The following is a 25,289-nucleotide window of genomic DNA, read 5'->3' on the forward strand; positions in this document are numbered from 1 at the left end:
GACGTCTGCACATACACCCTGTGTGATACTACGATTTTATACTTCAAGAGCAGGATTCGCAGAAAAATTTAAGAAAAAAGTAATTATTTAAACTGTTGATTTACAGGTTCTTGAAAAGCTAAAATGAGAATTCAGAAAAATTTTTGAAAAAAACTTCCGGCTTTCTTTGGAAGAAGAAAACAAACGGCTAATTTTGCACCCGAATTGAGAGAGACAGTGTTGTGGAAAGCTAATATATAGACAAGTTTTTATACTTGCAAGTATTAGGCATTTTTTTTTTCCGAGCCTTCTCATTTCTGCTGCTTAAAGCCCTTTCTAAAATATAGTTTTAGAGGCCGCAGCCACACAAAAAGAAGTAGTATTACTAAAGATAAGGTTAGTTAAAGTTTAGATTAGTTTAGTTTGTTTTAAGGTGAGAAAAAGCCCCGTCGTTTTCGGCAGGGCTTTTCTCGTTATTATAGAGGGGTATACCTCTCAAAAATTTTAAGTTAGACATATAGCAGCAGCGCCCGACCTTTGGCCGGGCGCTGCTGCTTTGTATACTTTATACTTCTATTTTACTGGATTTTACCCATTATCAGCAGCCACGTTACAATAATGGCAATAGGTAAAGCTGAGAAGAACAACTTGCCTGCCAACCCTGGTGTAGAGGTGCCAGTTAACCATGAGCCTCTGCTAAACACGTAGCGCATGCTGGTAGCAAAAGTAGCTAGCAAAAAGAATAACAGCACTCCCTGAGTAATAATCAGCACCCCACTTAAGAAGGCGTCATAAGCCAGTACTTTACGGCCGGCATCTATAGCCCATGGTACAATAGCTAATACACAAAGCATAGCCATTATAGCACCAATCCGCTCCAGGTACAGCTTTACCCACGATACAATACCAAATAGCACCATGCCACTAATAAGTGCTATGGTAGAGTAAATTGTAGGCTCTATGCCCATGTAGCCTCTGTAGATCAGAATTACAAGGGCATGCGCAAAACCTGTCAGGAAGTACAGTAAATATCGGGTCATACTTTACCTACTGCATTTCGCTTATTTCTGATACTTTTTAGGGAGTGGGTGCTTTTCGTTTTCTGGCGTAAACAATAGGCTAGCAATCCACCAGCGGCCTTTGTCGTACACCAGTTGATATGTGTTAATGCCTCGGTCTTCTACCTTTCCGTTTTTGCCATAGCGCGTTTCGTAAGCCTGAAAAGCGGTGGCTATGTTACCAAACTGCTCTACTTTAAGGCTTATCTGGTTTTCATAGAAACCCATTTTCGCATAGCTCGGTCCATTTTTATCAGCAAAATTCTCTACTGTTGTAATGCGCAAAAAACTGCTGTCGCCTTTAAAGAAAACGCCTCCCAACTGTGCATTGGGCAAAAACAGGGCTTTAAATTTTTCCATATCGCGCGGCTGGTCTTTAGGTCCTGAAATAATTTTGAGACCGGCGTTTACAATTGCCTCTACAGTGGCAACATCGGCTTGCGGTACAGAGGTTTGGGCAAAGGAAGTATAGGCTGAGCCAAGGCAAAGCAGCAGGGTAAGCAGGTGTTTTTTCATAGTTTACATTAAGTTTTTATTTTATGGAAAATCTGATTGGCAAAGTATATCGCACGGCAACCGGTTCCCCTTCCAGCATGCCAGGCTTCCACTTGGGCATTTTATTTACTACGCGCAGCGCCTCATCATCTGCATCCGGATGAAAACCTTTTATCACCTCTGCCTCAGCTATCTGTCCGTTCTTCCCAACAATAAAGGAGACAACAACCAGCCCCTGCGCATCGGCCTTCCGGACAGCTTTAGGATACTTAATGTTCATGGATAGCCATTTTAGCATAATATTCTCACCACCTGGAAATACAGGCATTTGCTCCATCGGAAAGAACTTTATTTCCTCTCCAGCTTCATCAAAAAGCTTTCCTGAGGTCATCTTTCCGGTGCTGTTCTCATAAATCTCTATCCTGCGCAACGCACCTGACTCGTAGTATGCCTGCAGGGTATCCTGTGGCAAGCGGCCTTTGTACTTTCTTACATAATGCAGCTTTCCGCTTTCGTACCAGCTTTTGTATTCTCCCGCCAACATATCATCTTTGTAAGCAGCCTGAAGTTTAAGTTCACCGTTCTCGTGCCACTCATAGTAAGGTCCGTCTGCAATGCCGGAGTTATACTTTCCACCGTTAATATCGCTGTAGGTTGTCTGGCTTACTTTAGTGCTGTCTTTTACCAAAAAGCGTGTTTTAGTACCGCCTCCCGATTCGTTTATCTCTTTTAGGGTAAAATAGTATGCCTCTGCTGCCGGCACCTCCTTTCCAATTTTGCTAATGTAAATAACATTGTTGGTCTGTGCCACGGCTGTGTCTGTAAGCAGCATAAAGGCAATAATCAGGTAAGCGTAAAGTGTTTTCATTCTCTAAAATTACTGAAGTAACTGAAATATTCTATGTTATGTTTAAATTTTACTGAGCAACCTCTGGCGTGTGTAATGCTAGACTGTAAACATAATCTATACTTGCCGGTATAGGTATAGCCAAAGCAACAGCAGCGGCGTTTAATAATAAGTATGAGTAAACAAACGAAAGGAGCAAGAGGAGCTAGCACAGCAAACAGCGATAAAAAAAGCTTTAAAGAGCAGGTGGGGGCGCTAAAGAATCTGCCCAAATTCTTCCGGCTGATCTGGGATACGAGCAAACGCATGACCATTGGCAACCTGCTGCTGCGCCTGGTAAAGTCGTCGTTGCCGCTGGCTATGCTCTACATTGGCAAGCTGATTATTGATGAGGTGATAAGGCTGATTGACGTGGCTGGTGAGCGCGACTTAAGTTATCTATGGCTGTTGGTAGCACTTGAGCTAGGACTTGCCATACTCTCCGATATCATTAACCGAGGCATAACCTTACTAGATAGCCTGCTAGGTGACCTTTTCTCTAACCGTACATCCATAGCTTTAATTGAGCACGCTGCAACCTTAGACCTGGCGCAGTTTGAGGATGCTACTTTTTACGACAAGCTGGAGCGGGCACGGCGGCAAACGGTAACGCGTGTGGTACTAATGTCTCAGGTGCTGTCGCAGTTGCAGGATATGGTAACGATTGCCTTTCTGGCGGTAGGTTTGATAGCTTTTAATCCCTGGCTTATCCTTATACTTTTGGTAGCGGTGATACCATCGTTCTTGGGCGAAACACACTTTAACGAGCGTACCTACTCTCTCTCCCGCTCCTGGACACCTGAACGCCGCGAATTGGACTACCTACGCTACATCGGCGCCTCCGACGAAACCGCCAAAGAAATTAAAACCTTTAACCTTTCCGGTTTCCTGTCCAGCCGCTTTAAACAACTATCTGACCGTTACTACAACCTCAACAAAAACCTTATTGTGAAGCGTGCACTGTGGGGAAGTATACTTTCTGCTATTGGTACGCTGGCTTACTACGGCGCCTATGTGTTTATACTTGCACAAACAGTAGTTGGCGCTATTACAGTAGGTACACTTACCTTTTTGGCAGGCTCTTTTAGTAGTATGCGTGGCCTTTTGCAAGGCGTCATGACGCGTTTTTCCCAAATAGCAGAAAGTGCTTTATACTTGCAGGATTTGTTTGATTTTTTGGAATTGCAGCCCCAGATTACACCGCCAACTAATCCGCTTCCTATTCCACGCCCTATACAGCAGGGTTTTACTTTTGAGGATGTTGGCTTTAAGTACCACAACAGTGAAAGGTGGGCGGTGCGGCATTTGTCGTTCCACTTACGGGCCGGCGAGAAACTGGCTTTAGTTGGCGAGAACGGTGCCGGTAAAACTACTTTAGTAAAGCTGCTGGCAAGGCTGTACGAACCCACCGAAGGCCGCATACTTTTAGATGGCATAGACCTGCGCAAGTATGATCTAAACGACCTACGCCACCAGGTAGGCATCATTTTCCAGGATTACGTGCGCTTCCAGATGACTGCCTCCGATAACATTGCCATTGGCCAGATTAGTAACATACAAAACCATGAGCGCATCCAAAACTCCGCCTATAAGAGCTTAGCCGACCCAGTGATACAGCGCCTGCCGGATAAGTATGAGCAGGTGCTGGGTAAGCGTTTTAACAAAGGCGTGGAGTTATCGGGTGGTGAGTGGCAGAAGGTGGCACTGGCGCGTGCCTACATGCGCGATGCCCAACTGCTTATACTTGATGAGCCCACCTCTGCCCTGGATGCCCGTGCAGAGCATGAGGTTTTCGTTCGTTTCTCAGAACTCATAGAAGGCAAAACAGCCGTGCTTATCTCCCACCGTTTCTCTACTGTTCGCATGGCAGATAGAATTCTGTTCCTGGAGCAGGGGCAGCTAAAAGAACTGGGCTCGCATGAAGAACTGCTGGCACAGAACGGAAAGTATGCAGAACTGTTTAAATTGCAGGCAAGGGGGTATTTATAATTTTGGATGATTGAGTGGCTAATCAAGTATCATCTTTCTTTTTGCCTCCGACACTTATATTATGCGTCACTACCAAGCGCACAATATCTCTGTCGTAGTACTCAATGCCTGAGGATCTCTGCTGAAACCACTTTAAATACCCTGCCTCTACTGCCACACTTTTGCTTAAAGTATAGTTAAGCCCACCATAAATCCTGTTCTGATCGAAGCTGTTGTTAACTATTCTCTTGCCGGCATTCAACATTATTTCATCACTTACCTTTAACTTTAAAATTTGCCGATTGATGGCTGCAACAGTATACTCTAATCCAATGCGGTACCTAAAGCGGTAATTCGAGTTGTAGCCATCGGCAAGTTCACCGTTTGCTGTATTCCTAAAAAAACGCATTTCTGCCTTGTACCGATGGGTGATGCTGAGTTTTTTAATTTGCTGTTTGTAGTCGAGTTGCAGATGGGGCCGGAGCTCTGGCACTACCAGCTTTTCTGTAGCTCTTGGGTTTTGCGGGCTCTGCAGGAAATAAGCCAAGCCTGCCGCCACATTCCAATCTTTACCTAAAGTATACTTTAATTGGCTCCTGACCAGAAACTGATGCTGCTTGTCGGGGTTAAAGAACCTTCTCTCCTCAATTTCGGTGTTAACAGACCATTTGTTAGGCCACTCCAATGTGTTATGGTATCCAAACCAAAGTAGCTGCTGGTGTGTTACCTGCTTATTTTGTGCAAACAGGTAAGTTGAGGCCAGGACCAGGCTTATTGTTAAGCAAATCGTAAGTACAGTTACACCATAATTGTATGAATATGCTCTTTTACTTACAAAGCATAAACTTGCCCTTGTTCTATCCACGTGGAACATGATTAAAAAGGAAAGAACACCGGAAGTATAAGAGAGGCAAGTATCCAAAATAGAATATTAAGTGGTGTACCAACTCTGAGGTAATCGGAAAAACGATAGTTGCCCGGGCCGTAGATCATGGTATTGGTCTGGTAGCCCATTGGTGTCATAAAGCTAAGGGAGGCAGCGTAAGCTACAGCCATAATAAAGGGCTTCGAACTTATTCCTAGCTCTTGTGCTGTTACAATGGCAATAGGTGTTAGCAAAGCTGCCGTTGCATTATTAGACATAAAATTTGTAGCCATAAACGTAATAAAGAAGATCACAGACAGCAGCGCATGCGGCCCATACTCTCCTATCCCATATATCAAGTAGTCTGCTAATAGCCTGGCTGCTCCGGTTTTCTCCAGTGCCGCCCCCATCGATAGTACGCCAGCCAGCATAAAAATCACTTTCCAGTCTATGGCTTTGTATACTTCATCTACACGGATGCATTTAAATAGAATAAGCAGTACCACCCCAGCCAAGGCAGTAAGCACAATAGAGGCAAAGCCCATGGCTGCAACGGCTACAACTAATACACTGATTATCATGACCGGAATAATCTTACCATAATTGTAATGGCTATGCTCTGTTTGCGAGATAATCAGCAGGTCCTCGTTCTGGCGAAGTTTAGATGCCTGAAACTCATTGGCGGCTATCAGCAGCACATCACCGGCAGAAAGTTTAACATGAGTTAGCTTCTCGTGCAGGATTTCGTTGCGGTGCCTGATAGCCAGTACAGAAGCACCATGATTGTACGTTCGGAAGTCTAGCTGCTTTAGTGACTTGCCTTCTAAGTATGAGTTTGGCGGCACAATGGCTTCGTAAAATTTACTGTCGTTCAGGTGTAGGTCCTTGTCTTTAAACTTACGTTCTGATTTAAGTAAAATTCCTTTTTCCTCTTTCAGCAGCTTTAGTTTATCTACATTGCAGCGTACTTTTAGTATATCGTTGGCATGCAGGATTAACGACGGAAACACTTGAATTTTCTCTTTGTGGCGCGTTACCTGCATTACTTCTATATCCAGGTCTTTTACCATGGTGGCTTCTGCTAATGGCACTCCTACTGCAGGCGAGTCGGACAGCAGCACAATCTCAGTCACATAATCTCCTAAATGAAATGTCTCGGAAAAATCTTTCTCCAGCTTTCTGTTTGGTAGCAGGTAACGCCCAATAAAGAACATATATGCCACACCAAGCAGCAAAAACCAAATACCCGCTTTCGTGAATTCAAACATTTGGAGCGGTTCCTCACCCTGGGCTTCGGCTATACCACTTACCAGAATATTGGTAGATGTACCGATCAGTGTGCACACACCACCCATTAAAGCGCCGAAAGACAATGGAATAAGCAGCTTAGCCGGACTAACCCTTATATCGTTGCTTACTTGTATTACTACTGGCATAAGTAACGCGACAACGGCTGTATCATTAATAAAAGCAGATAAGCTACCGGCAATCAGCATAACAGAGAGCAGGCAGAGCAGATAGTTTTTGCGCCCAATACGCGTAAGCCCTACCCCTACGCTGCTAAGTGCTCCCGATTTAAAAATGGCGGAGCTTATCACAAACATCGAGGCCACTGTTAAAGTAGCAGGGTTACTGAAGCCAGCTAATCCTTCGGCGGGGGTTAAGGTGCCGGTTACCATGAAGAGTACCATAGTAAGTATGGCCACTGTATCAATAGAGAGCCTATCAGTTACAAAAAGTATAACTGCAAGCATGATAATACCTAATACTATAGCGATCTCAGATGTCATAGGAGCAGTATCAGGCAATTGTATAGGAGCAAAAGCCCTTACAATGCTTTATAAAGATAGTAATATACAGCATTTTACATGCTAATATTATTATGCAGGCATACGGCTGCTAAGCAGAAAAGCTATACTTTTTAGAAAAATAATAGAGATTAGGCCGGAGATACGCTGTTAAGCCAAGCCTCAGCATCCTCTAAAGCACTGAAGCGTTTAAGCTTTAGTTGGCTTTCTTCCATTGTCTGGTCTAACTGGAAATTTGCAATTTTATCTAGAGGCTCTACATAAGCACCATAAGATAAATTGGCTTCTATAAATTTGTGCTGCAGCTTAACATGAAGCGCGTTTAGCTGCTGTGGGTGGGTTACCATTGAGGAGAAATCGGCTAGTAGCGTATATCCTGACTGTGAAAGAGCTAGTGTGTCAGTTAAATCATTTAATAACTCAGGAACAATGTGTTCATTTTTCCAAAAGCCGAGTATGGTAAAGTGCACACGGTTTGCATCTGCTTCGTAAAGCAATTCGTAGCAATCGTTTTTGGAGACAACTACCTTAGCTGGAGAGGTGATATTTTCTTGCGTATCGGACATGGGTACTTGTACTAATACGTACACTTGCTGCTCATGCCTTACACAATGTAAAGTATAAATTGAACTTTGTAAGCTGATTTATAGATAAGTTTGATAGCGCTACAGCTTTATTGAACTGGACAATTTGTGAACTATTCCATTCTTTACTTCAGTGTTTGCCTCTATAACACGTGCCCCGCTTAGCAGTGTATGGTCTTTTTTGCGGCATACAGTTATACTTGTACCAGCCAGTGTTTCTAAGGTAGCACCATCTTTAAAGTCACTTTCTAGGTACCGGCCTTTAAGTATATGCCCAGAAAGTATGGTTCTTAAACGTTGCGCCGGTTCTTTTTTAAGGTTATTGATATCGGCATCAGAAGGCATCAGGAAAGTATATGCTGTGTTTCCAGACAAAGTTGGAGCCAACCCCGCCTTTACGGCCAACTCACCTAAGTCTGGTTGATTATCAATAATATACTGCAGCATAGATTTATGCTCCTGTTGGGCCTGCACCTGCTGTACAGTTAAAAAAAGTATAGCTACAATAGCGAAACTCCTTAGGGTGATTTTGTCTAAAATACTCACGGATAGATATGCTTGTTCTCAGCAACTTATACGTAGCCAGCTAATTTAAAGCCACATAACATAGCATATATTTCTCTTAAAAACCTGTCTATCAGGTTAGAACATGCGCCAGTTAGCTATTTCCGAAAAGAAATTAGGCAAAGCCTGCGGTACCAGAATCAGGCTTAGAACAAAGCCATAAACAGCGCCATATAAGTGAGCATCGTGGTTAATATTATCGCCCATCTTTTTACCAGAATAGTATGAGTACACCAGGTAAAGTATACCAAGAATAAACCCTGGTATGCAAAGTATGGCGTAAAGGCAAATATCCTGCGTAGGGTAAAAAAGTATACTTGAGAAAACGATGGCTGCCACACCACCCGATGCACCCAAAGCACGATATGGCGGATCGTTGCGGTGCTTGAAGAAGGTAGGAATATCAGACACAACTATAGCTCCGATGTAAATTAGCAGGTAAACCAGAATGCCTGTTGTAGGCCCGAAGATGGCCTTGAAAGTGTACTCCACGTTGTTACCAAAAAAGAAGAACGTGAACATGTTAAAGAACAGGTGCGTGAAATCGGCATGCAGGAAGCCGGAAGTAACAAAGCGATACCACGAGTTATCACGCTGCACAGCGTAAGGCTGAAAGATCCATTGGTGCATCAGGCTCTCGTTCTTCCAGGCGTATATAGAGATGCCAACTGTGATGATGATAAGTATAAGGGTAACGCTCATTTTATAAGTTAGAAAGTTAAAGAATTAGAGAGTTAAAGAGTTTAGTAACTAGAAAGTTATAGGGACAAGCCACAGCCTGCCCTAATCATGCACCCAACGATTTATGAATCCCGTTCCATAAGCTGCATAGCCAGGCCGCGCAGTGTTTCTTTATTCTCTTCTGGTAAAGCAATCGCATCAAGGTGGTGCAGCGCTTTCTTAAAGTATACATCAATGTGCTGTTCTGTCTGCTGACGGATGTTTAATTGATCATATACCTTAGTAACAGCCTGTACCTTTTCTGCTACTATACTTTCGTCGGTTTTATCGCGCCAGCTGGTAATGGTTTGCCGCTGCTGTTCATTTGCCTGCTCCAGCGCCGTCAGCATCAGGAACGTTTTTTTGTCGGAAAGTATATCGCCTCCTACCTGCTTGCCGAATTTATCCTTATCGCCATACACATCCAGCAGGTCGTCGCGCAACTGGAAGGCAATGCCCACATTGTTGCCAAACTGCCTTAAGTGCTCAGCATCTTCATCGGGTGCCCCCTGAAGTAAGGCACCCAACTCCAGGCTAAAGCCTAGTAGTACTGCCGTCTTCAGCGTAATCATGTGGATGTACTCCTGTATGCTTACCTGCGTGCGGTTCTCGAAATTCATGTCCAGTTGCTGGCCTTCGCATACTTCGGCGGCAGTGCAGCTAAACAGTTTGAGCACCCGCGCCAGCTTATCCTGCTCTACATTTAGTAACAGCTCGTAAGCACGTACCAGCATCACGTCGCCGCTAAGTATGGCCGTATTGGCATTCCATTTTTCGTGCACGGTTTGCTGACCCCGGCGCAGCGGCGCCTTGTCCATGATATCGTCGTGCATCAGCGTGAAGTTGTGGAAAACTTCTACTGCTGCTGCAGGCAAAAGTGCCTTCTCGATATCGTTACCGTACATTTTGGCTGCTAAAAGCACCAGTAACGGACGGATGCGCTTACCCCCCAAAGCCATAATGTACCGGATTGGCTCGTACAGCTCTGGCGGGTTTTCGCCGTAGCGCATCGTGGATAAAGTATGATGTACTCTTTCTGAAAGGATGTTAATATCCACAGGGTGTTTAGTGAGTTTTGAGTGTTTCTACCAGTTCCAGATCAATGGTACGGTCGGCGAGGTTAGCACTTTTTACGCGTACCATTACCTCATCGCCAAATGATATGATGCGTTTGTTCTGGCGACCAATAATGCGGTAATTGTTCGCATCCAGATCATAGTAATCGTCGTTCAGGTCGGCCAAACGCACCATGCCTTCGCACTTATTCTCTTCGATCTCTACAAATATACCCCATTCTGTAACACCAGACACTATTCCTTTGTATTCGTTGCCGATCGTATCCTTCATAAACTCTACCTGCTTATACTTGATAGAGGCGCGTTCGGCATCGGCTGCACGTTTTTCCATTTCGGAGGAGTGCTGACAGCGTGCTTCATAATCTTCCTTCTCAGCAGACTTTTCGCCGTCGAGGTAGTGCTGCAGCAAGCGGTGCGACATCATATCCGGGTAGCGGCGAATTGGAGAGGTAAAGTGTGAGTAATGCGCAAAGGCCAGGCCAAAGTGACCTTCGGGCTCGGTGCTATACTTTGCCTTTGCCATAGTTCTGATAGCCAAGTTCTGTAGCACGCTTTGCTCCGGCTTGCCTTCTATTTCTTCTGTCAGGGTATTCAGTTCTTTTGAAATATCTCCTTCCGGGTCAACCTTATAGCCAAACTTGCGGGCAAACAGCGAGAAAGTGCTTAGCTTATCAGGATCAGGAGAGCCGTGCGTACGATAAACCATGGTAGGGCGTTTCTTGCCTTTGCCTAAGTTGTACACATACTCTGCTACCTTTTTATTAGCTAGCAGCATGAATTCCTCAATCAGTTTATGGGCGTCTTTACGTTCTTTTACATAAACCGAAAGTGGCTTTCCGTTCTCATCCAGCTTAAACTTTACCTCTACTGTTTCAAAGCTTATAGCTCCGTTCTGGAAACGTTTTGCCTGCAGCTTTTTGGCAATGCTGTTCAGGATGTTAATCTCTTCAGCAAAGTCGCCTTCTCCTGTCTCGATACGTTCCTGGGCCTCTTCGTAGGCAAACCTTCTGTCGGAGTAGATAATGGTGCGGCCAAACCACTCGTTGTACAGTTTACCGTTATCATCAAGCTCGAACACAGCCGAGAAAGTTAACTTCTCTTCGTTTGGCCTGAGGGAGCAAAGGCCGTTTGAGAGGCGCTCCGGCAACATCGGGATCGTTCTATCCACAAGGTAAACCGAGGTGGCTCTGTGGAAAGCTTCTTTCTCGAGTAAGCTTCTAGTGTGCACGTAATGGGTTACATCGGCAATATGCACGCCTATTTCCCAGTTACCGTTCTCCAGCTTTTTTATCGACAGCGCATCATCAAAATCTTTGGCATCTGCCGGGTCAATGGTAAATGTGGTTATATCTCTGAAGTCGCGACGCTTCGCTATTTCTCCGGCGGTAATCTTATCAGATATCTTTTCTGCCTCTTCCTCTACAGACTCCGGAAACTCAAACGGCAACCCAAACTCGGCCATAATAGAATGAATCTCGGCCTCGTGTTCACCAGCAGGGCCAAACACACGGGTAACTTCCCCGGTTGGGTTCTTGCCTGCCTCCTTCGGCCACTCCACTATTTTCACCAGCACTTTATCACCATTTTCTGCACCGTTCAGGCCACGTTCGCCCACGAACACATCAAAGTATAGCTTTTTAAAGTCTGGCACTACAAAGCCAAAATTCTTAGACAGTTGCATAATGCCCACCAGCTCGGTGCGGGAGCGTTCCAGCACCTCCACCACAATACCCTCGGCACGGCCTCCTACCATTGTTGGTAGTACTTCTACCTTTACCAGGTCGCCATCCATGGCATACTTCAGGTGCTCTCTAAATACGCGTACGTCCTCCTCTGTATCCTCCGACACGATATAGGCATACTTGTTATTTGCCAAGTCTACACGGCCTGTAATGATATTCACGCGCAGGTTCAGTTGGTATTTATCGCCGTCTATCAGTAACAGCTTATTTTCATGAACCAGCGTTTTTAAAATATCAGATACTGTTTCGCGGCCTTTTTTATCTACTACACCAAGTCTGCGGTAGATCTGGCGCATGGTAAACATGGTATCAGGACTGTTGGAGAATGACTCTAGTACTATTGTTTTAGCTGATCTGCGCTCTCTATCGCGACTCTTTTCTTTTCTGGATGATTCTCTTCTTTCTGATTCGCCTCTTGCTGATGAACCTCTTTTAGAAGATGCTTCTCCCCTGCGGGAACTGCTTCTTTCGTTACGGCCATCTCTGTCTCTGCCGCCTTTGCTTGTGTTTTTGCTTCTCATGTATCTTCGTCAAATCTGGCAAGCAGCCAAATCAGCTGCCGCTTTCATTTACAATCATTAACTTAAATAGTTTAAAACTACTATACGCCATATATAAGCGTTTGGCTAAAGATCATAGCTAATTGAGCTCAATTTATATAGTTTTTTTTATATATGATGGGTTTTGAAGTTTATTAGGTAAACTCGTTGAATGCTTTTGAAGGACAGGAATGATTATATGCAATTGATTACACCACCCCAACCCGCATTGCCTCCCGCCTCTCCTGCGCCTTCACAATATCTTGTGGCTCACCTTTAGGAATGGCGTTAATAAGTGTGCGGGTATATTCCTGCTGTGGGTTGCGATAGAGCTGCTCCGGTGTGCCGCTTTCCACAATCTGGCCTTTGCTCATTACAAGAATGCGGTCCGACATATACTTGGCTACAGATAGATCGTGGGTGATAAAGATGTAAGTGATTTGGTATTCCTGTTTCAGTTTGTTGAGCAAATTAAGTACCTGCGCCTGCACCGATACATCCAGCGCCGACACCGATTCGTCGCAAATGATGCATTTTGGCTGCAAGGCTAACGCACGGGCAATGCAGATACGCTGCCGCTGGCCACCAGAGAACTCATGTGGATAACGCTTAAAGTGTTCCGGCATAAGTCCTACTTTTTCAAGTAGTTCCATAGCTTTTCCACGGCGTTCTTTGTCGTTAACGTAAAGTTTATGCACACGCATCGGCTCCATAATGGCCTCCCCTACGGTATGCATCGGGTTAAGCGAGGCGTAGGGGTCCTGGAAGATCATTTGGAAATCGCGACGGCTTTTGCGGAGCTCTTCAGAGCTGAGTTGGGCAATGTCGTGGCCATTGAAGTTTATACTTCCTTCTGTTGGTTCCACCAGCTTTAGCAGCGCCCGACCCAATGTGGTTTTCCCACACCCAGACTCTCCTACCAAGCCTATAGTTTCGCAAGGCATCACCTCAAAGCTAACGCCATCTACAGCCTTTACATAGTCGGTGGTGCGGCCAAAGAAGCCTTTCTTTATCGGGAAGTATATTTTCAGGTTCTCTACCTGCAGGAGTGGTGGCTTCTGCTTGTTCTCCTGCTGGTGCCTGATATCAGTAACAGTGCCTACATATTCATTTACCACATCTACCAACGAAGGAGTGTGTACCTCTTTTTTCCTTTCGATGATATTACCCTGCTCATCCTCCAGCATAAAATCAGATACCGTTAGAAGTATAGACTGCGGCTTGGCAGAAAGCTTTGGACGACAGGCCAACAGGCCTTTGGTATAGGGATGCTGCGGATTTATGAAGATATCCATCACCTTGCCCTGCTCTACCAATTTGCCTTTATACATTACCAGTATTCTGTCGGCAATTTCAGCTACTACACCAAAATCGTGGGTAATGAACAGCACGGCGGTATTCTCCTTCACACGCAGTTCATCAATCAGCTGCAGCATTCGTGCCTGCACTGTTACATCCAGGGCGGTTGTAGGTTCATCGGCGATAAGTATACTTGGTTCGCAAGCCATGGCCATGGCAATCATCACGCGCTGCTTCTGCCCACCCGAAATCTCATGTGGATAAGCGTTGAAAATTTTCTCCGGACGCGGGAGTTTTGCCTTCTCAAAAAGCTGTATAGTTCGTTCTTTCGCCTCTTTTTCTGATAGATTAGTATGCAGCAATAAAACCTCAGCTACCTGTTTTCCACAAGTATAAACCGGGTTCAGCGACGACATCGGCTCCTGGAAAATCATACTTATCTCGTTGCCTCTTATCTGCTGCATCTGCTTCTCGGGTAGCTGAAACAGGTCTACCTTGCCATACTTCTCAGACTGAAAAATGGCCTCCCCTCCTGCTATTCTGCCCGGCGGGGTATTAATCAGCCGCATCAGGGACAAAGCTGTTACCGACTTACCCGAGCCTGACTCACCAACTATAGCCACCGTTTCGCCGGGGTATACTTCAAACGATACCTTATCCACAGCTTTAGTAGTACCGCGGTGCGTGGAGAAAACAGTTTCCAGGTTGGTGACTTTAAGTATGGGAGTAGGTGTTGCCAAGAGTAAATTAAGGTTAGTGCTTTTGGTAAAAATAAGAGTTTTTAGATAATAGTTAAAGCTAACCACTTATTGTTAAGAATAACTGCTAATTCACTATCTTCTAAATACTTTTCATGAACCCACTGTTCGGCTGATTACAGTTTAAAATAAAAATGAAATATTTGTGTTAAACTGTCAATCCTATTCACACTATGAAAAAATTAAAATTTCTCCTTTTCCTTCTCCTGCTGAGTTATTCCTACTGTTTTTCCCAGGTTCCTGACAGCGTGAGCAGCTATGTAAATGAGACGCTGGACATCATGCAGAAAAACTCTTTGTATGCGAACAGGCTTGATTGGTCAGCTATACGTGATACTGTAAGCAAGAAGGTTGCAACCGCTAAAAATAATAAGGAGGTAGAAGGGGCCTTGGTATGGGCGTTTAGTCAACTTAAGGATAAGCATGGTTTCTATGCCGGAGCAGACACTTTTTACCGTTATATACCTGTACCTGCCGAGCCAGACAGGCTTAGCAAGGGCATCAAGGAAGAGTATCAGAAGCCGAGGTCGGTTAAGATTAAAATGCTCGAAAATCAAATTGCCTATTATAAAATGCCAGCTGTATTGATTGGCAGCAACACCAAAAAGATGAAAGAATGGGCAAACATACTTTCTGATTCACTCTGCAAAATTGCATCTAAGAATCCGAAGGCGTTTATCATTGATCTTCGCATGAACAACGGGGGTAATAGCGAACCGATGCACCAGACAATTAAGCAACTTGTTGGCAAAAAAAACAGGATCTATGTGGCTGATTCTAATCTGAAAATTATCAAAGAAAAGAAAAATATTGAAAAAGATTCTGCTGAGATTGCTTATCAACAGGCCGGAATACCAGATAGACCTTGTCAGCTAAACAGTAAAATACCTGTAGCTGTACTAATTGGTCAGGGTACAGCAAGTTCAGGGGAAATTATAGCGTTATCCTTTACAACCCGACATAATACTAAGCTGTTTGGAGAGCGTACAGCCGGAGTAGCCAATGCCACTAATGGTTACCAGATCCAGAACAAAGGATACATGTTACTAAGCCATCTTTATGTAGCTGATGCTAAAAAGAGAGTCCTATCGGAGGAGTTTATTGATCCGGATGTCTACGTTAAAAGCGATGACAACTACAATGAGATAGAGAAAGACGTAACAGTTCAGGCTGCCGTGAAATGGCTAAGTCAGAAGATCAAATAATTAATTTTGCTTATTTCTTAAAAACGAAAGGGGCTGCTCCACATGGAACAACCCCTTTTTTATACTTTATACTTTAGATTATAATCCCTGCTCCTGCTCTACTGTAGTGGTTTTGTGTTCAGGCTCGTGGTGCTCTCCGAAGAAACGCTTCTGGTTAAACAGGATCATTAGCACACCTATGAAGATGGCAGAATCGGCTACGTTGAAGATTGGCCACAGCGACATTGGTTTACCTCCGAAAAGCGGTATCCAATTCGGTACAATACCTTCCCATATATCGATGTAGAACATATCAATTACCTGGCCATGAAACCACGGGGTGGAAGAACCATACGGCGCATTATCGAACCAAACACCATAGAAGGTACTATCGATGAGGTTGCCAATGGCGCCGCCAAGTATAAGCGCGATACACCAGATAAGACCTTTCGGAGCTTTGTGCTTAACCAGGTAGTACAGGTAGTAACTTATACCAAACATGGCCACCAAACGGAACAATGTAAGTATAAGCTTGCCGTATTCAGAGCCCAACTCCACACCAAAAGCCATTCCTGGGTTCAGGGTGTAGTGCAGTTTAAGCCAATCGCCGATCAGGTGTATTTCGCCTGGCAGGCCCATTTCCATGTTGTAATGCACGACCAGCTTTACAACCTGATCTATAATGATCACGGCAAGCGCCGCCATGTAGTATTTCCAGTATTTCATATTTGTTCTTTTGGCAGCTTTAGGTTGAATAACGTTGCACGTATCAAGTAGCACGACTTTATACTTCGCTATAAGCTGCTGCAATATACTTAAAAGTATAAAAGCACCGGTATAGCTACTAAGCCCAACCGATGCTTTTAATTAAATGGCTGCTTTACCGTTTGTCTGAATGTTTATCAGAACGGTGTAGTCATCAATATCCAGTGTGGTAGGGCTGGCTAGTTCTTCCACGATATCCAGCGTTAAAGCCTGTGTTTCGGCACAGATGTAAGCACTGTAATTGATTACTGCCTGATTTACCTCTTCTGCGGCACGTTGCATGTAAATGTGGATCTTGTCCTGAACCTCCAGGTTGCTGTCTTTACGCAGGTTCTGAATACGGTTTACCAGGTCACGGGCAATGCCTTCCTGTTTCAATTCTTCGGTGATGGTGATGTCCAGGGCAACAGTCAGTTTACCTTCGCTGGCAACCAACCAACCTGGTATATCCTCAGAAGAGATCTCCACATCATCCGGCGTCAGTACGGCTGTCTCGTCATCAGATAGCATGATCTCGAAACCACCTTCGCGCTCCAGGTGTGCAATATCGTTCTGGTCCATTTGCTGTACGGCAGCGGCTACCAGTTTCATTTTTGGTCCGAAAACCTGGCCCAGCTTCTTAAAGTTAGGCTTGATCTTCTTCACCAGGATGCCCGATGTGTCGTCGATGTACTCGATCGTCTTCACGTTCACTTCGCTCATGATCAGGTCGGCAACGGCTTCGATCTGGTGCTTCATTCTCTCGTTAAGCACTGGTATAAGTATGCGCTGCAACGGCTGACGAACTTTTATCATATGCTTTTTGCGCAGCGAGTGCACCAGCGATGATATAGTTTGAGCCAACTCCATACGCTCTTCCAGGTCTTTGTCGATATCGGCTTTCTCTACCTCTGGGTAGTATGCCAAGTGTACCGAATCCTCTTTGTGCTTGTTGCTAACAGCATTCAGGTCGCGGTACAGCTGCTCCATGTAGAATGGCGCGATCGGGGCCGCAATTTTGGCGATGGTCTCGAGGCAAGTATAAAGTGTCTGGTAAGCTGCAATCTTATCGATATTGTACTCGCCTTTCCAGAAACGCTTACGATTCAGGCGCACGTACCAGTTACTCAGGTCATCTACCACGAAATCCTGTATCGCACGTGCTGCACGGGTTGGGTCGTAATCCTCGTAATTCGCATCAACTATACTTATCAGCGTGTTCAGCTTAGAGATGATCCAACGATCTGACTCAGTGCGTTGCGCCATTGGCACATCGGCCTCAGCATAAGTGAAGTTATCGAGGTTGGCATATAACGCGAAGAACGAGTACGTGTTCTGCAAGGTACCAAAGAAACGGCGCTGCGTCTCTACTACACCCTCCGGGTTAAACTTCAGGTTATCCCAAGGCGGCGCATTGGCAATCATGTACCAGCGTACAGCATCCGGGCCATACTTTCCGATCATCTCGAACGGATCTATGGCGTTGCCTAAGCGCTTGCTCATCTTATTTCCGTCTTTGTCCAGCACCAGGCCGTTGGCGATTACGTTTTTGTAAGCCACGCTATCCTCTAGCATTACAGCCAGGGCATGCAGCGTAAAGAACCAGCCACGCGTTTGGTCTACACCTTCGGCAATAAAGTCTGCCGGGAAGTTCTGCTCAAAGATATCCTTGTTCTCGAGTGGATAATGCCACTGTGCATACGGCATGGCGCCAGAGTCAAACCAAACGTCGATAAGGTCTGTCTCTCTGTACATTGGCTTACCCGACTTGCTTACCAGCACGATGTTATCCACGTAAGGGCGGTGCAGATCTGGTACCTCAATAAACTGCTCCATCACACCGGCTTTCACAGATTTATCGATCTCTGAGGTAAGTTCTACTACAGAACCAATGCAGATCTCCTCCTCGCCGTCTTCTGTTCTCCAGATAGGCAGCGGTGTACCCCAGTAGCGTGAACGCGACAGGTTCCAGTCTACCAGGTTCTCCAGCCAGTTGCCAAAACGGCCTGTACCCGTAGATTCCGGTTTCCAATTAATGGTTTTATTCAGCTCGATCAGCCTGTCCTTAACCGCAGTTGTTTTGATAAACCAGCTATCCAGCGGATAGTATAAAACCGGCATATCGGTTCTCCAGCAATGCGGGTAGGTGTGCTCGTATTTCTCTACTTTAAAGGCTTTGCCCTCTTCTTTTAACTTGATGGCAATTTTTACGTCGGTTGGCCTGTACTCCGGAGACGACTCGTCTTCCTTGGCATAGTTCTTCACGTACATGCCGGCAAAATCAGTGATCTCATCAACAAAGCGACCTTGTTTGTCCACGATAGGCACCTGCTTGCCAGTCTCATCAGTGATCAACAGCGCAGGAATATCGTTCTGGGCAGCAACTCTAAAGTCGTCGGCACCGAAGGTTGGCGAGATATGCACGATACCGGTACCATCCTCTGTAGTTACATAATCACCGATGATCACGCGGAAAGCAGGCTTATCTGGAGTTACGTATGGCATCAGCTGGTGATATTCCACACCTGCAAGGTCGCTGCCGTCAAACTGCTCTACTATTTTGTAAGGGATTAGCTTATCGCCGGAATTATACTCTGCCAACGGAATATCGGCTGCCTTCGGGTTAAAGTAACGGCTTACCAGTTCTTTGGCAAGTATAACCGAGATCGGCTCGTACGTATACTGGTTATAGGTCTGTACTTTTACATACTTGATGTTCTTACCAACTGCCAGCGCCGTGTTGCCCGGAAGTGTCCAAGGCGTGGTTGTCCAGGCAAGTATAGATACATGCTCATCTTCACGCTCAAACAGGAACATGTTACGGGTGATGCGCTTCACGGCAAACTGCGCTACAATGGTTGTGTCCTTCACCATTTTGTAGCAGCCTGGCTGGTTAAGCTCGTGCGAGCTTAGTCCTGTACCTGCAGCCGGAGAGTATGGCTGTATCGTATAGCCTTTATAGAGGTAGCCCTTGTCGTACAGGCGCTTTAGCAGGGCCCAGCATGATTCGATGTACTCTCTCTCAAACGTAATATACGGGTTGTTCAGGTCTACCCAGTAGCCCATCTTTTCAGTCAGGTCGTCCCATTGGCCTTTGAAACGCATTACCGTTTCGCGGCAACGCTGGTTATACTCTTCTACCGTAATTTTCTTACCGATATCTTCTTTCGTAATACCCAGCTCTTTTTCTACCTGCAATTCTACCGGCAGGCCGTGTGTATCCCAGCCACCTTTACGGTTCACGTGGAACCCTTTAAGGGTTTTGTAGCGGCAGAAAATATCCTTCACGGCGCGGGCCATTACGTGGTGAATACCCGGCGTACCGTTTGCTGACGGCGGTCCTTCATAAAATACGAACGGCGTGTTGCCCTCACGGGTAGCTACCGATCTTTCAAATACATTGTGCTGCTTCCAGAAGGACAGCACATCTTCGCCTACTTTGGCGTAATTCAGATTTTTATACTCGTTGTACTTCACCGTTTACAGGTTTTTTATCTTCTTCCAGAATTTCTTCTTCAAATTTTAATTTTAGCTGATTCAGATCTAACTCTTCATCGTCATGCTCCAGGTAATATTCGTCGTAATGCTCTATCAGGGCATAAGGGTCACGTTCATACTTACCGCTGTCGAAGCTCATCAGCAAAGTTGGCAATATAATCAGGTTTGTGAACAATGCAATCAGTAAACTGACCGACATCAGCACACCAAGCGCCTTTGTACCGCCAAATTCGGAGAAGGCAAAGATCACAAACCCAAAGAACAGAATCACCGAAGTATAGATCATACTTGTGCCGGCCTCTGTTAAGCTGGTGGTAATAGCCCTGCTGATGTTAAAACCATTCGAAATCAACTCGCTTCTATACTTTGCTAAAAAGTGAATAGAGTCGTCGATGGCAATACCTAGTGCAATGCTAAAAATAAGTGCTGTACTTGGCTTTAGCGGTATGTTGAAAAAGCCCATCAAGCCACCCGCTATCAGCAGCGGTATCATGTTTGGTATCAGCGAGATTATCACCACCCTCGCAGACTTAAACAACAAGGCGATCACAATAGTTACCAACACAAAAGCAAGTATAAGGCTAGAGCGCAGGTTGTTGATAAGGTATTCGTTTCCTTTGATGAAAAGTAGCGTGGTACCGGTAAGGCTCACGGTAGTCTGTGCACCGGAATCGTCGCGGGTAAAGGTCATGGTGTTGCCTGCCTCCTCAACTGTTACGCCCTCTCCGCCATAGATCTCGCGCAGCTCCGGTTTAATTTTATTGATGATCAGCGTATCTAAAACTCTTGAACCTGCATCAGCAACTTTAAGAGAGATGCGTGCCTGCTGCCCGGTGCTGTCTACAAAAGAACGGAGCAGTTGTTGGTTTGCTCCCTCGCCCTGCTTGGCTAGGTAACTAAAGATGAAGTTGCGTTCTGTGTTGTCTGGTAATCTGTAAGAGCCTGGGTCGCCTCCGTAAAATGCTTGTGTTGCTGTTTTAACCAAACCAACTACAGAAATAGGGGCAGAAAGTATAGGCTGCGTGCGCAGGAAGTTCTCCAGCTGGTTCAGTTTACCCAGGTTCGGCAATCGCATCACGCCCTGCTTTACACCTGTGTCCACAATTATTTCCAGCGGCATTACTCCATTAAAGTGATTTTCGAAAAAGGCAAGGTCGGCGTTTACGCTACTTTCTTCCGGCAAATCGTCCACCATGTACGATACCGTTTTCACTTTATATATGCCCAGCAAGGATAATCCGAGTGCTACAATAGTAAAAAAGTATACCAACTGGCGCTTCTCATGCACAATGTAGTCGATGAACTCAAGCAGTTTGTTCAATGGCTTTGCATCGAGGTGGCGCAGTTGTCTTGCTGTTGGCGGCGGCAAATAGGAAAATACCACCGGTATAAGTACAATGCTGATAATGAATGTAACAAAGATGTTGATGCCAGCCACTACGCCAAATTCGTAAAGTATGGCTACCTGCGTAAACGTGAACACCACAAAACCAATGGCTGTGGTTGTATTCGTTACCAGGTTTACTACACCTATCTTGCTAATTACCCTTGACAGTGCCAGTATCTTATTGCCGTGCTTGCGGTAATCGTAGTGGTAGCGCGTGAGCAGGTAGGTTGAGTTTGGTATACCAATTACAACAAGTATGGCGGGTATAAGCCCGGTTAGCAACGATATTTTATAGTCGAGTAAAGCCAGTGTTCCCAACACCCACACTACCACAATGCTGATCATCAGCAACGGGAAAAGCACAGCGTAGAATGACCTGAAGAAAATGAACAGCGTAACGCCTGTTACCAGCATAGCCAGCAGCAAGAACATTTTCATCTCGGCTGATACTTTGGTCGTCATCACGGCGCGCACAAAAGGCAGGCCTGCGTAGTGCAACTTTATACCTGTAGTTTTAGAGAAAGCTTCTGTATGCTCCATCACATTATCCATCACCTCTACGCGGCGGGCCGAGTTTAGAAACTTCGGATCTACGGTAATAGCAATCAGTGTGGCACCGGTTTTATCGTTGATGATCTGCCCGTCGTAAAAGCCCTGGTTGCGCACCACTTTCAGGAGACTATCCAGCTCTGGCTGTGTTTCCGGGAAGCTGTCAAAAATTGGGGATGTGGTGAACTTACGCTCTGCTGTATCTTTTACCACCTGTACCAGGTTCGGCAACGAGATTACTACTTTCACGCCCTCTACTTTCGCCAGCTGGTCTGTCAAAGCTTTCAGCTTCTTAAAATTAGGAAGCTTGTATACTTTGTTGTCCTGCATGCCCACCACCAGAATGTTGCCATCCTCGCCAAATGTCTGCTTAAAGCGCTGGAAGTACTGCATGTCCACATCGTCTTGTGACACGACATTGGCAAAATCGTAAGACATTTCTGCGTCTTTGGCTTTATAAGCCATAAACGCAGTAAGCATGGCTAAGACGATAAGCAGTCTTAACCTGTTTTTAATTATAAAAATGGCAATCTTATTCCACATGATCTGCTACAATTCGGCAAAGGTAGGCAATTTTGGTTTGCTATATGGCTTAGAAAGTATAAACCTTGCCGGAAACTGCAGTCTTTAAAGGGACTACAAAGCAAAAGGAGCAGCACCCATTTTTAGATACTGCTCCTTTAGGTATAATTTATAATTTAGCTTTTGCTCATGGATGATTTAGAACTAGAGGACTTGTTTTTAGGAACACAGTTTGGTACTTCCTTTCCGTCTTTCTTTTTTGTTCCTACAGGTTCATAGCCTTTCCAGCATGGGTTGTTATCCTTTAAACTGTTATTGCTGCTATTTGATTTCGATGAATTAGCCATTTCTTAATTGTATTGGTTTCACCTATACTTACGAATGGCTCTTTGTGAGCAGTTTTATCTATTTGTTAACCCTGCTTTTGTTTTAGTCAATCGTTAAAACAATGGCGTAACAGGTTGTTGAAAAGAATACAATTATCTCTTTCCTGATTTTACCATAGCCATTTTGCTTATAGCTTTCAACAGCTTTTACTCGTTAATCTTCGCTTAGATTTTAACTTTCCTGAACATATGTCACTTTATAATTAGCCTCTGTGAATAACTGCTATGCAAAACTTGTGTAATTCACTTCAATCGGATTTTTACCCATTTTATTCACATGTAATTCATCAGATAAATTACCCATAATTGAGCAAAGTATAGGGTTAACTATATTTTACATAAGTACTGCACTATAAGCTAAAATGAAGATTAATGAATCCGGCTTTTTTGTATAAAGATCCCTACTTAAAGAACTCTGATTTTAATAATAACAGTTTAAATACTGTGCGTTTTGTAAAGAAAAAGCCCCGTTTACTTACAAGTAAACGGGGCTTGACGAGTACCGCATAAGCTACATGCGATCTATCCATTCTTTAATTTCATGTTTTGTTTTGCCTATCTTCTGTTGCATCCGGCCCAGCCACTCATCCTGTTTGCCTTCCTCATATGTAAGGTCGTCATCAGTCAAATCGCCGTACTCCTGCTTTATCTTACCCTTCATTTCGTTCCAATTGCCTCGGGTTCTATATTCTGCTTCTCTCATAGTTTTATAGCGTTAATTAATAAACTAATAACGTACTATTAAGAACTCAGGTTGGGGGTTCAAAAACAATAAACAACAGGAGAGTCTGTTATATCGAGCCTGTTAGCCTGCTTTTTAGAGCTGAGATGTAACAGGTTGCTGTACTTGTTCTACCCGAAACGATGGTGCCTGATAATCCTGCGGCAGGTAATGGGCAGGTATGGTTACCATATTACCATCGCGCTGTGCCCGGTAGTGCGGCGACAGGATCTCAATACCAGCTTCATTAAACTTATCTTGTATGTTTTGATGGATATCGGAGTAAATCTGAGCCATGTTAGCTGCTTTAAAAGTATAGGCATTTAATTGGTAACTAACATAAAAATCGTCCAAGCTGGTTTGCAACACAAACGGACTTGGTATTTTTTCGATGTTAGGGCAGGCAAGGGCAGCATCTATTAAAGCCTGGTGTACTTTTGGCCACGGCACATCATACCCAATAGTAACGGTAGTATGCAGTACCAAACCTTTCTCGCTCTGCTCGCTGCAGGTTGTAAAGTTAGTGGTATGGTTATTCAGGATCATGGCATTGGGAATGGTGATGTCTTCGTTCTTTGTGGTTCGAACCCTGGTAACGAGCAACGTTTTTTCCAACACATCTCCTGTTATATCCCCTATTTTAATTCTATCTCCTATCTTAAAAGAACGCATATAAGTAAGCACTAGGCCTGCTACCATATTGGCAATGGCCGACGACGAACCCAGTGAGAAAAGTATACCCAGGAAAACCGATACCCCCTGAAATACCGCTGAATCCGATCCAGGCAAGTATGGCCAGATCACCACAAACATAAATGCATAAAGCAGGAAGCGTACAATATTGTAGGTTGGCTTTGCCCAGTCTTTGTAAAAACCCGGAACCTCCAGTTTGCCCTCTTCAACCTCGCCTGCCAAGAAGCGCAGGAACTTCACTACATAATGCGTTACAACTATAATTACCAGAATAGTAAGTAGATTGGGTATATAGTTTACCAACCCGAACACGATTTGGCGAAGTGGACTGATGATATAAGACAGTAATGTTTCAGCATAGCCCTGTGTCCAAGGGAAGATGCTGAATAGCACCGGCAACAGTATGTAGAAAAGTATGAATACGGTAACTACCTTAATAAACTTTACCACTGCCAATATAACTGCGGCTTCGCGTTCCGGCGTGAGCATTTCGTAGTTTTTCACCTTCAGGCCTTTTAATCGCTTGCCCTGCTGCTCTTCTACTTTCTGGAACAGGTACTGAAACAGCCTGTTTACATACTTCATCAGGAAGTAGAAGATAACCAGTACTAGGATAGCTAAACCTATTTCCAGAGCAATGGTACGCAGGCTGTTCTGCTTTGCATATTCGGCTACCGAAGTCCTTATTTTAGCGGCATACAGTTCTGCCAGTTCTTCGCGGGGCCTTTCAGCAAATGTTGCATCGGCTTCTGTTACGCTTACAATTACCTTATCCAGGTACGTGATATCAGTGGTAAGCACATGGTCCACTACATTTACAGAGTCTTCAGAGAAGAGATGTTCACCGGCCAGTTCTTTTACTCTTCTGCTTATGGCTGCAGCGCGTTCTTCTTTACTGAACGAGCCAACCGGATTATAAACGTAGAATAATGTATCACGGTCAAGTATAACTGGTGCTCCTTTTATAACCTTTACTGCCTGCTGTTGGGCGGCTTCAGTATTTTCTTGTGCAAAGCCCTGGCTGAAGACCAGCATGGCAAAAAGGCACAATAAAAGTTTGGTAATTCGCATTCCTGGAAATCTTGTTGAATCCTTTAAACTACAAAAAATTTCCGATTATGCATTTTGCTTATATCCTTTGCTTTACTTTTTACATGTGGATAATCTGCAATAAATCGCCATCTCTATTGCTTATGAAAGTATTCAGGCAATGTTATTAGGCAAATTTTTTAGGTAGATTCATAGCGGAAGTTTGCATCATTTA

Annotated in this window: 19 protein-coding genes; 2 read left to right on the forward strand and 17 right to left on the reverse strand. The window is 44.7% G+C overall.

Annotated features, from left to right (window positions below; translation table 11 throughout):
- Window positions 1-557: 557 nt before the first annotated feature.
- From WG943_RS10935 to WG943_RS10945, 3 genes are read right to left on the reverse strand one after another with little or no spacing between them, the layout of a single operon-like run.
- Complete coding sequence (locus WG943_RS10935; RefSeq protein WP_340408923.1) at window positions 558-1,019, reverse strand: hypothetical protein; 462 nt, start codon at window positions 1,017-1,019, stop codon at window positions 558-560.
- 21 nt (window positions 1,020-1,040) lie between these two features.
- Window positions 1,041-1,553, reverse strand: a complete 513-nt coding sequence (locus tag WG943_RS10940) for a hypothetical protein (RefSeq protein WP_340408925.1) — start codon at window positions 1,551-1,553, stop codon at window positions 1,041-1,043.
- A 16-nt stretch (window positions 1,554-1,569) separates the two neighbouring features.
- Window positions 1,570-2,400: a TonB family protein gene (locus WG943_RS10945; protein ID WP_340408926.1), complete on the reverse strand. Its 831-nt coding sequence runs from the start codon at window positions 2,398-2,400 to the stop codon at window positions 1,570-1,572.
- 153 nt (window positions 2,401-2,553) lie between these two features.
- Between WG943_RS10945 and WG943_RS10950 the strand changes: the two genes are divergently transcribed.
- A complete protein-coding gene (locus WG943_RS10950) occupies window positions 2,554-4,407 on the forward strand; it encodes an ABC transporter ATP-binding protein (protein WP_340408928.1) in 1,854 nt (617 codons plus the stop codon).
- Between the two features lie 22 nt (window positions 4,408-4,429).
- Here WG943_RS10950 and WG943_RS10955 read toward each other — a convergent pair whose 3' ends face one another.
- The 8 genes from WG943_RS10955 to WG943_RS10990 all read right to left on the reverse strand — a co-directional run bounded on the left by WG943_RS10955 (window position 4,430) and on the right by WG943_RS10990 (window position 14,323).
- On the reverse strand, window positions 4,430-5,308 hold the full coding sequence (locus tag WG943_RS10955; RefSeq protein WP_340408929.1) for a DUF2490 domain-containing protein: 879 nt from the start codon (window positions 5,306-5,308) through the stop codon (window positions 4,430-4,432).
- Entirely contained in the window at window positions 5,263-7,041 is a 1,779-nt protein-coding gene (locus tag WG943_RS10960; RefSeq protein WP_340408930.1) for an SLC13 family permease, read from the reverse strand. Before WG943_RS10960 ends, WG943_RS10955 begins: the two co-directional genes overlap by 46 nt.
- A gap of 149 nt (window positions 7,042-7,190) precedes the next feature.
- On the reverse strand, window positions 7,191-7,625 hold the full coding sequence (locus WG943_RS10965) for a hypothetical protein (RefSeq protein ID WP_340408932.1): 435 nt from the start codon (window positions 7,623-7,625) through the stop codon (window positions 7,191-7,193).
- Between the two features lie 99 nt (window positions 7,626-7,724).
- Window positions 7,725-8,189: a fasciclin domain-containing protein gene (locus WG943_RS10970; protein WP_340408934.1), complete on the reverse strand. Its 465-nt coding sequence runs from the start codon at window positions 8,187-8,189 to the stop codon at window positions 7,725-7,727.
- Between the two features lie 96 nt (window positions 8,190-8,285).
- Window positions 8,286-8,909 carry a rhomboid family intramembrane serine protease gene (locus WG943_RS10975; protein ID WP_340408936.1) on the reverse strand — a complete coding sequence of 208 codons (624 nt, stop codon included), beginning with the start codon at window positions 8,907-8,909 and terminating at the stop codon, window positions 8,286-8,288.
- A 101-nt stretch (window positions 8,910-9,010) separates the two neighbouring features.
- The gene (locus tag WG943_RS10980) at window positions 9,011-9,985 is read right to left on the reverse strand and encodes a polyprenyl synthetase family protein (protein WP_340408937.1); all 975 of its coding nucleotides are present in this window, start codon (window positions 9,983-9,985) and stop codon (window positions 9,011-9,013) included.
- 7 nt (window positions 9,986-9,992) lie between these two features.
- A complete protein-coding gene (rnr, locus tag WG943_RS10985) occupies window positions 9,993-12,266 on the reverse strand; it encodes a ribonuclease R (RefSeq protein ID WP_340408939.1) in 2,274 nt (757 codons plus the stop codon).
- Window positions 12,267-12,493: 227 nt separating this feature from the next.
- The gene (locus tag WG943_RS10990) at window positions 12,494-14,323 is read right to left on the reverse strand and encodes an ABC transporter ATP-binding protein (RefSeq protein WP_340408940.1); all 1,830 of its coding nucleotides are present in this window, start codon (window positions 14,321-14,323) and stop codon (window positions 12,494-12,496) included.
- A 191-nt stretch (window positions 14,324-14,514) separates the two neighbouring features.
- On the opposite strand from WG943_RS10990, the gene WG943_RS10995 reads away from it, so the two are divergent.
- The gene (locus WG943_RS10995; RefSeq protein WP_340408941.1) at window positions 14,515-15,546 is read left to right on the forward strand and encodes a S41 family peptidase; all 1,032 of its coding nucleotides are present in this window, start codon (window positions 14,515-14,517) and stop codon (window positions 15,544-15,546) included.
- Between the two features lie 78 nt (window positions 15,547-15,624).
- Here the strand turns inward: WG943_RS10995 and WG943_RS11000 are convergent, their stop codons facing one another.
- From WG943_RS11000 to WG943_RS11025, 6 genes are all read right to left on the reverse strand, one after another.
- Window positions 15,625-16,251 carry a lipoprotein signal peptidase gene (locus WG943_RS11000; protein WP_340408942.1) on the reverse strand — a complete coding sequence of 209 codons (627 nt, stop codon included), beginning with the start codon at window positions 16,249-16,251 and terminating at the stop codon, window positions 15,625-15,627.
- Window positions 16,252-16,392: 141 nt separating this feature from the next.
- Window positions 16,393-19,746, reverse strand: a complete 3,354-nt coding sequence (gene ileS / locus WG943_RS11005) for an isoleucine--tRNA ligase (RefSeq protein ID WP_340408944.1) — start codon at window positions 19,744-19,746, stop codon at window positions 16,393-16,395.
- On the reverse strand, window positions 19,727-22,183 hold the full coding sequence (locus WG943_RS11010) for an efflux RND transporter permease subunit (RefSeq protein ID WP_340408946.1): 2,457 nt from the start codon (window positions 22,181-22,183) through the stop codon (window positions 19,727-19,729). The genes ileS and WG943_RS11010 overlap by 20 nt, the downstream gene beginning before the upstream one ends.
- A 218-nt stretch (window positions 22,184-22,401) precedes the next feature.
- Window positions 22,402-22,572 carry a hypothetical protein gene (locus WG943_RS11015; RefSeq protein WP_340408948.1) on the reverse strand — a complete coding sequence of 57 codons (171 nt, stop codon included), beginning with the start codon at window positions 22,570-22,572 and terminating at the stop codon, window positions 22,402-22,404.
- A gap of 550 nt (window positions 22,573-23,122) precedes the next feature.
- Window positions 23,123-23,314, reverse strand: coding sequence for a CsbD family protein (locus WG943_RS11020; RefSeq protein ID WP_340408950.1), 192 nt, complete (start codon window positions 23,312-23,314; stop codon window positions 23,123-23,125).
- A 114-nt stretch (window positions 23,315-23,428) separates the two neighbouring features.
- Entirely contained in the window at window positions 23,429-25,060 is a 1,632-nt protein-coding gene (locus tag WG943_RS11025; RefSeq protein WP_340408952.1) for a mechanosensitive ion channel family protein, read from the reverse strand.
- Window positions 25,061-25,289: the final 229 nt, after the last annotated feature.

Origin of the sequence: Pontibacter sp. H249 (assembly GCF_037892465.1) — a bacterium.
GTDB lineage: Bacteria > Bacteroidota > Bacteroidia > Cytophagales > Hymenobacteraceae > Pontibacter.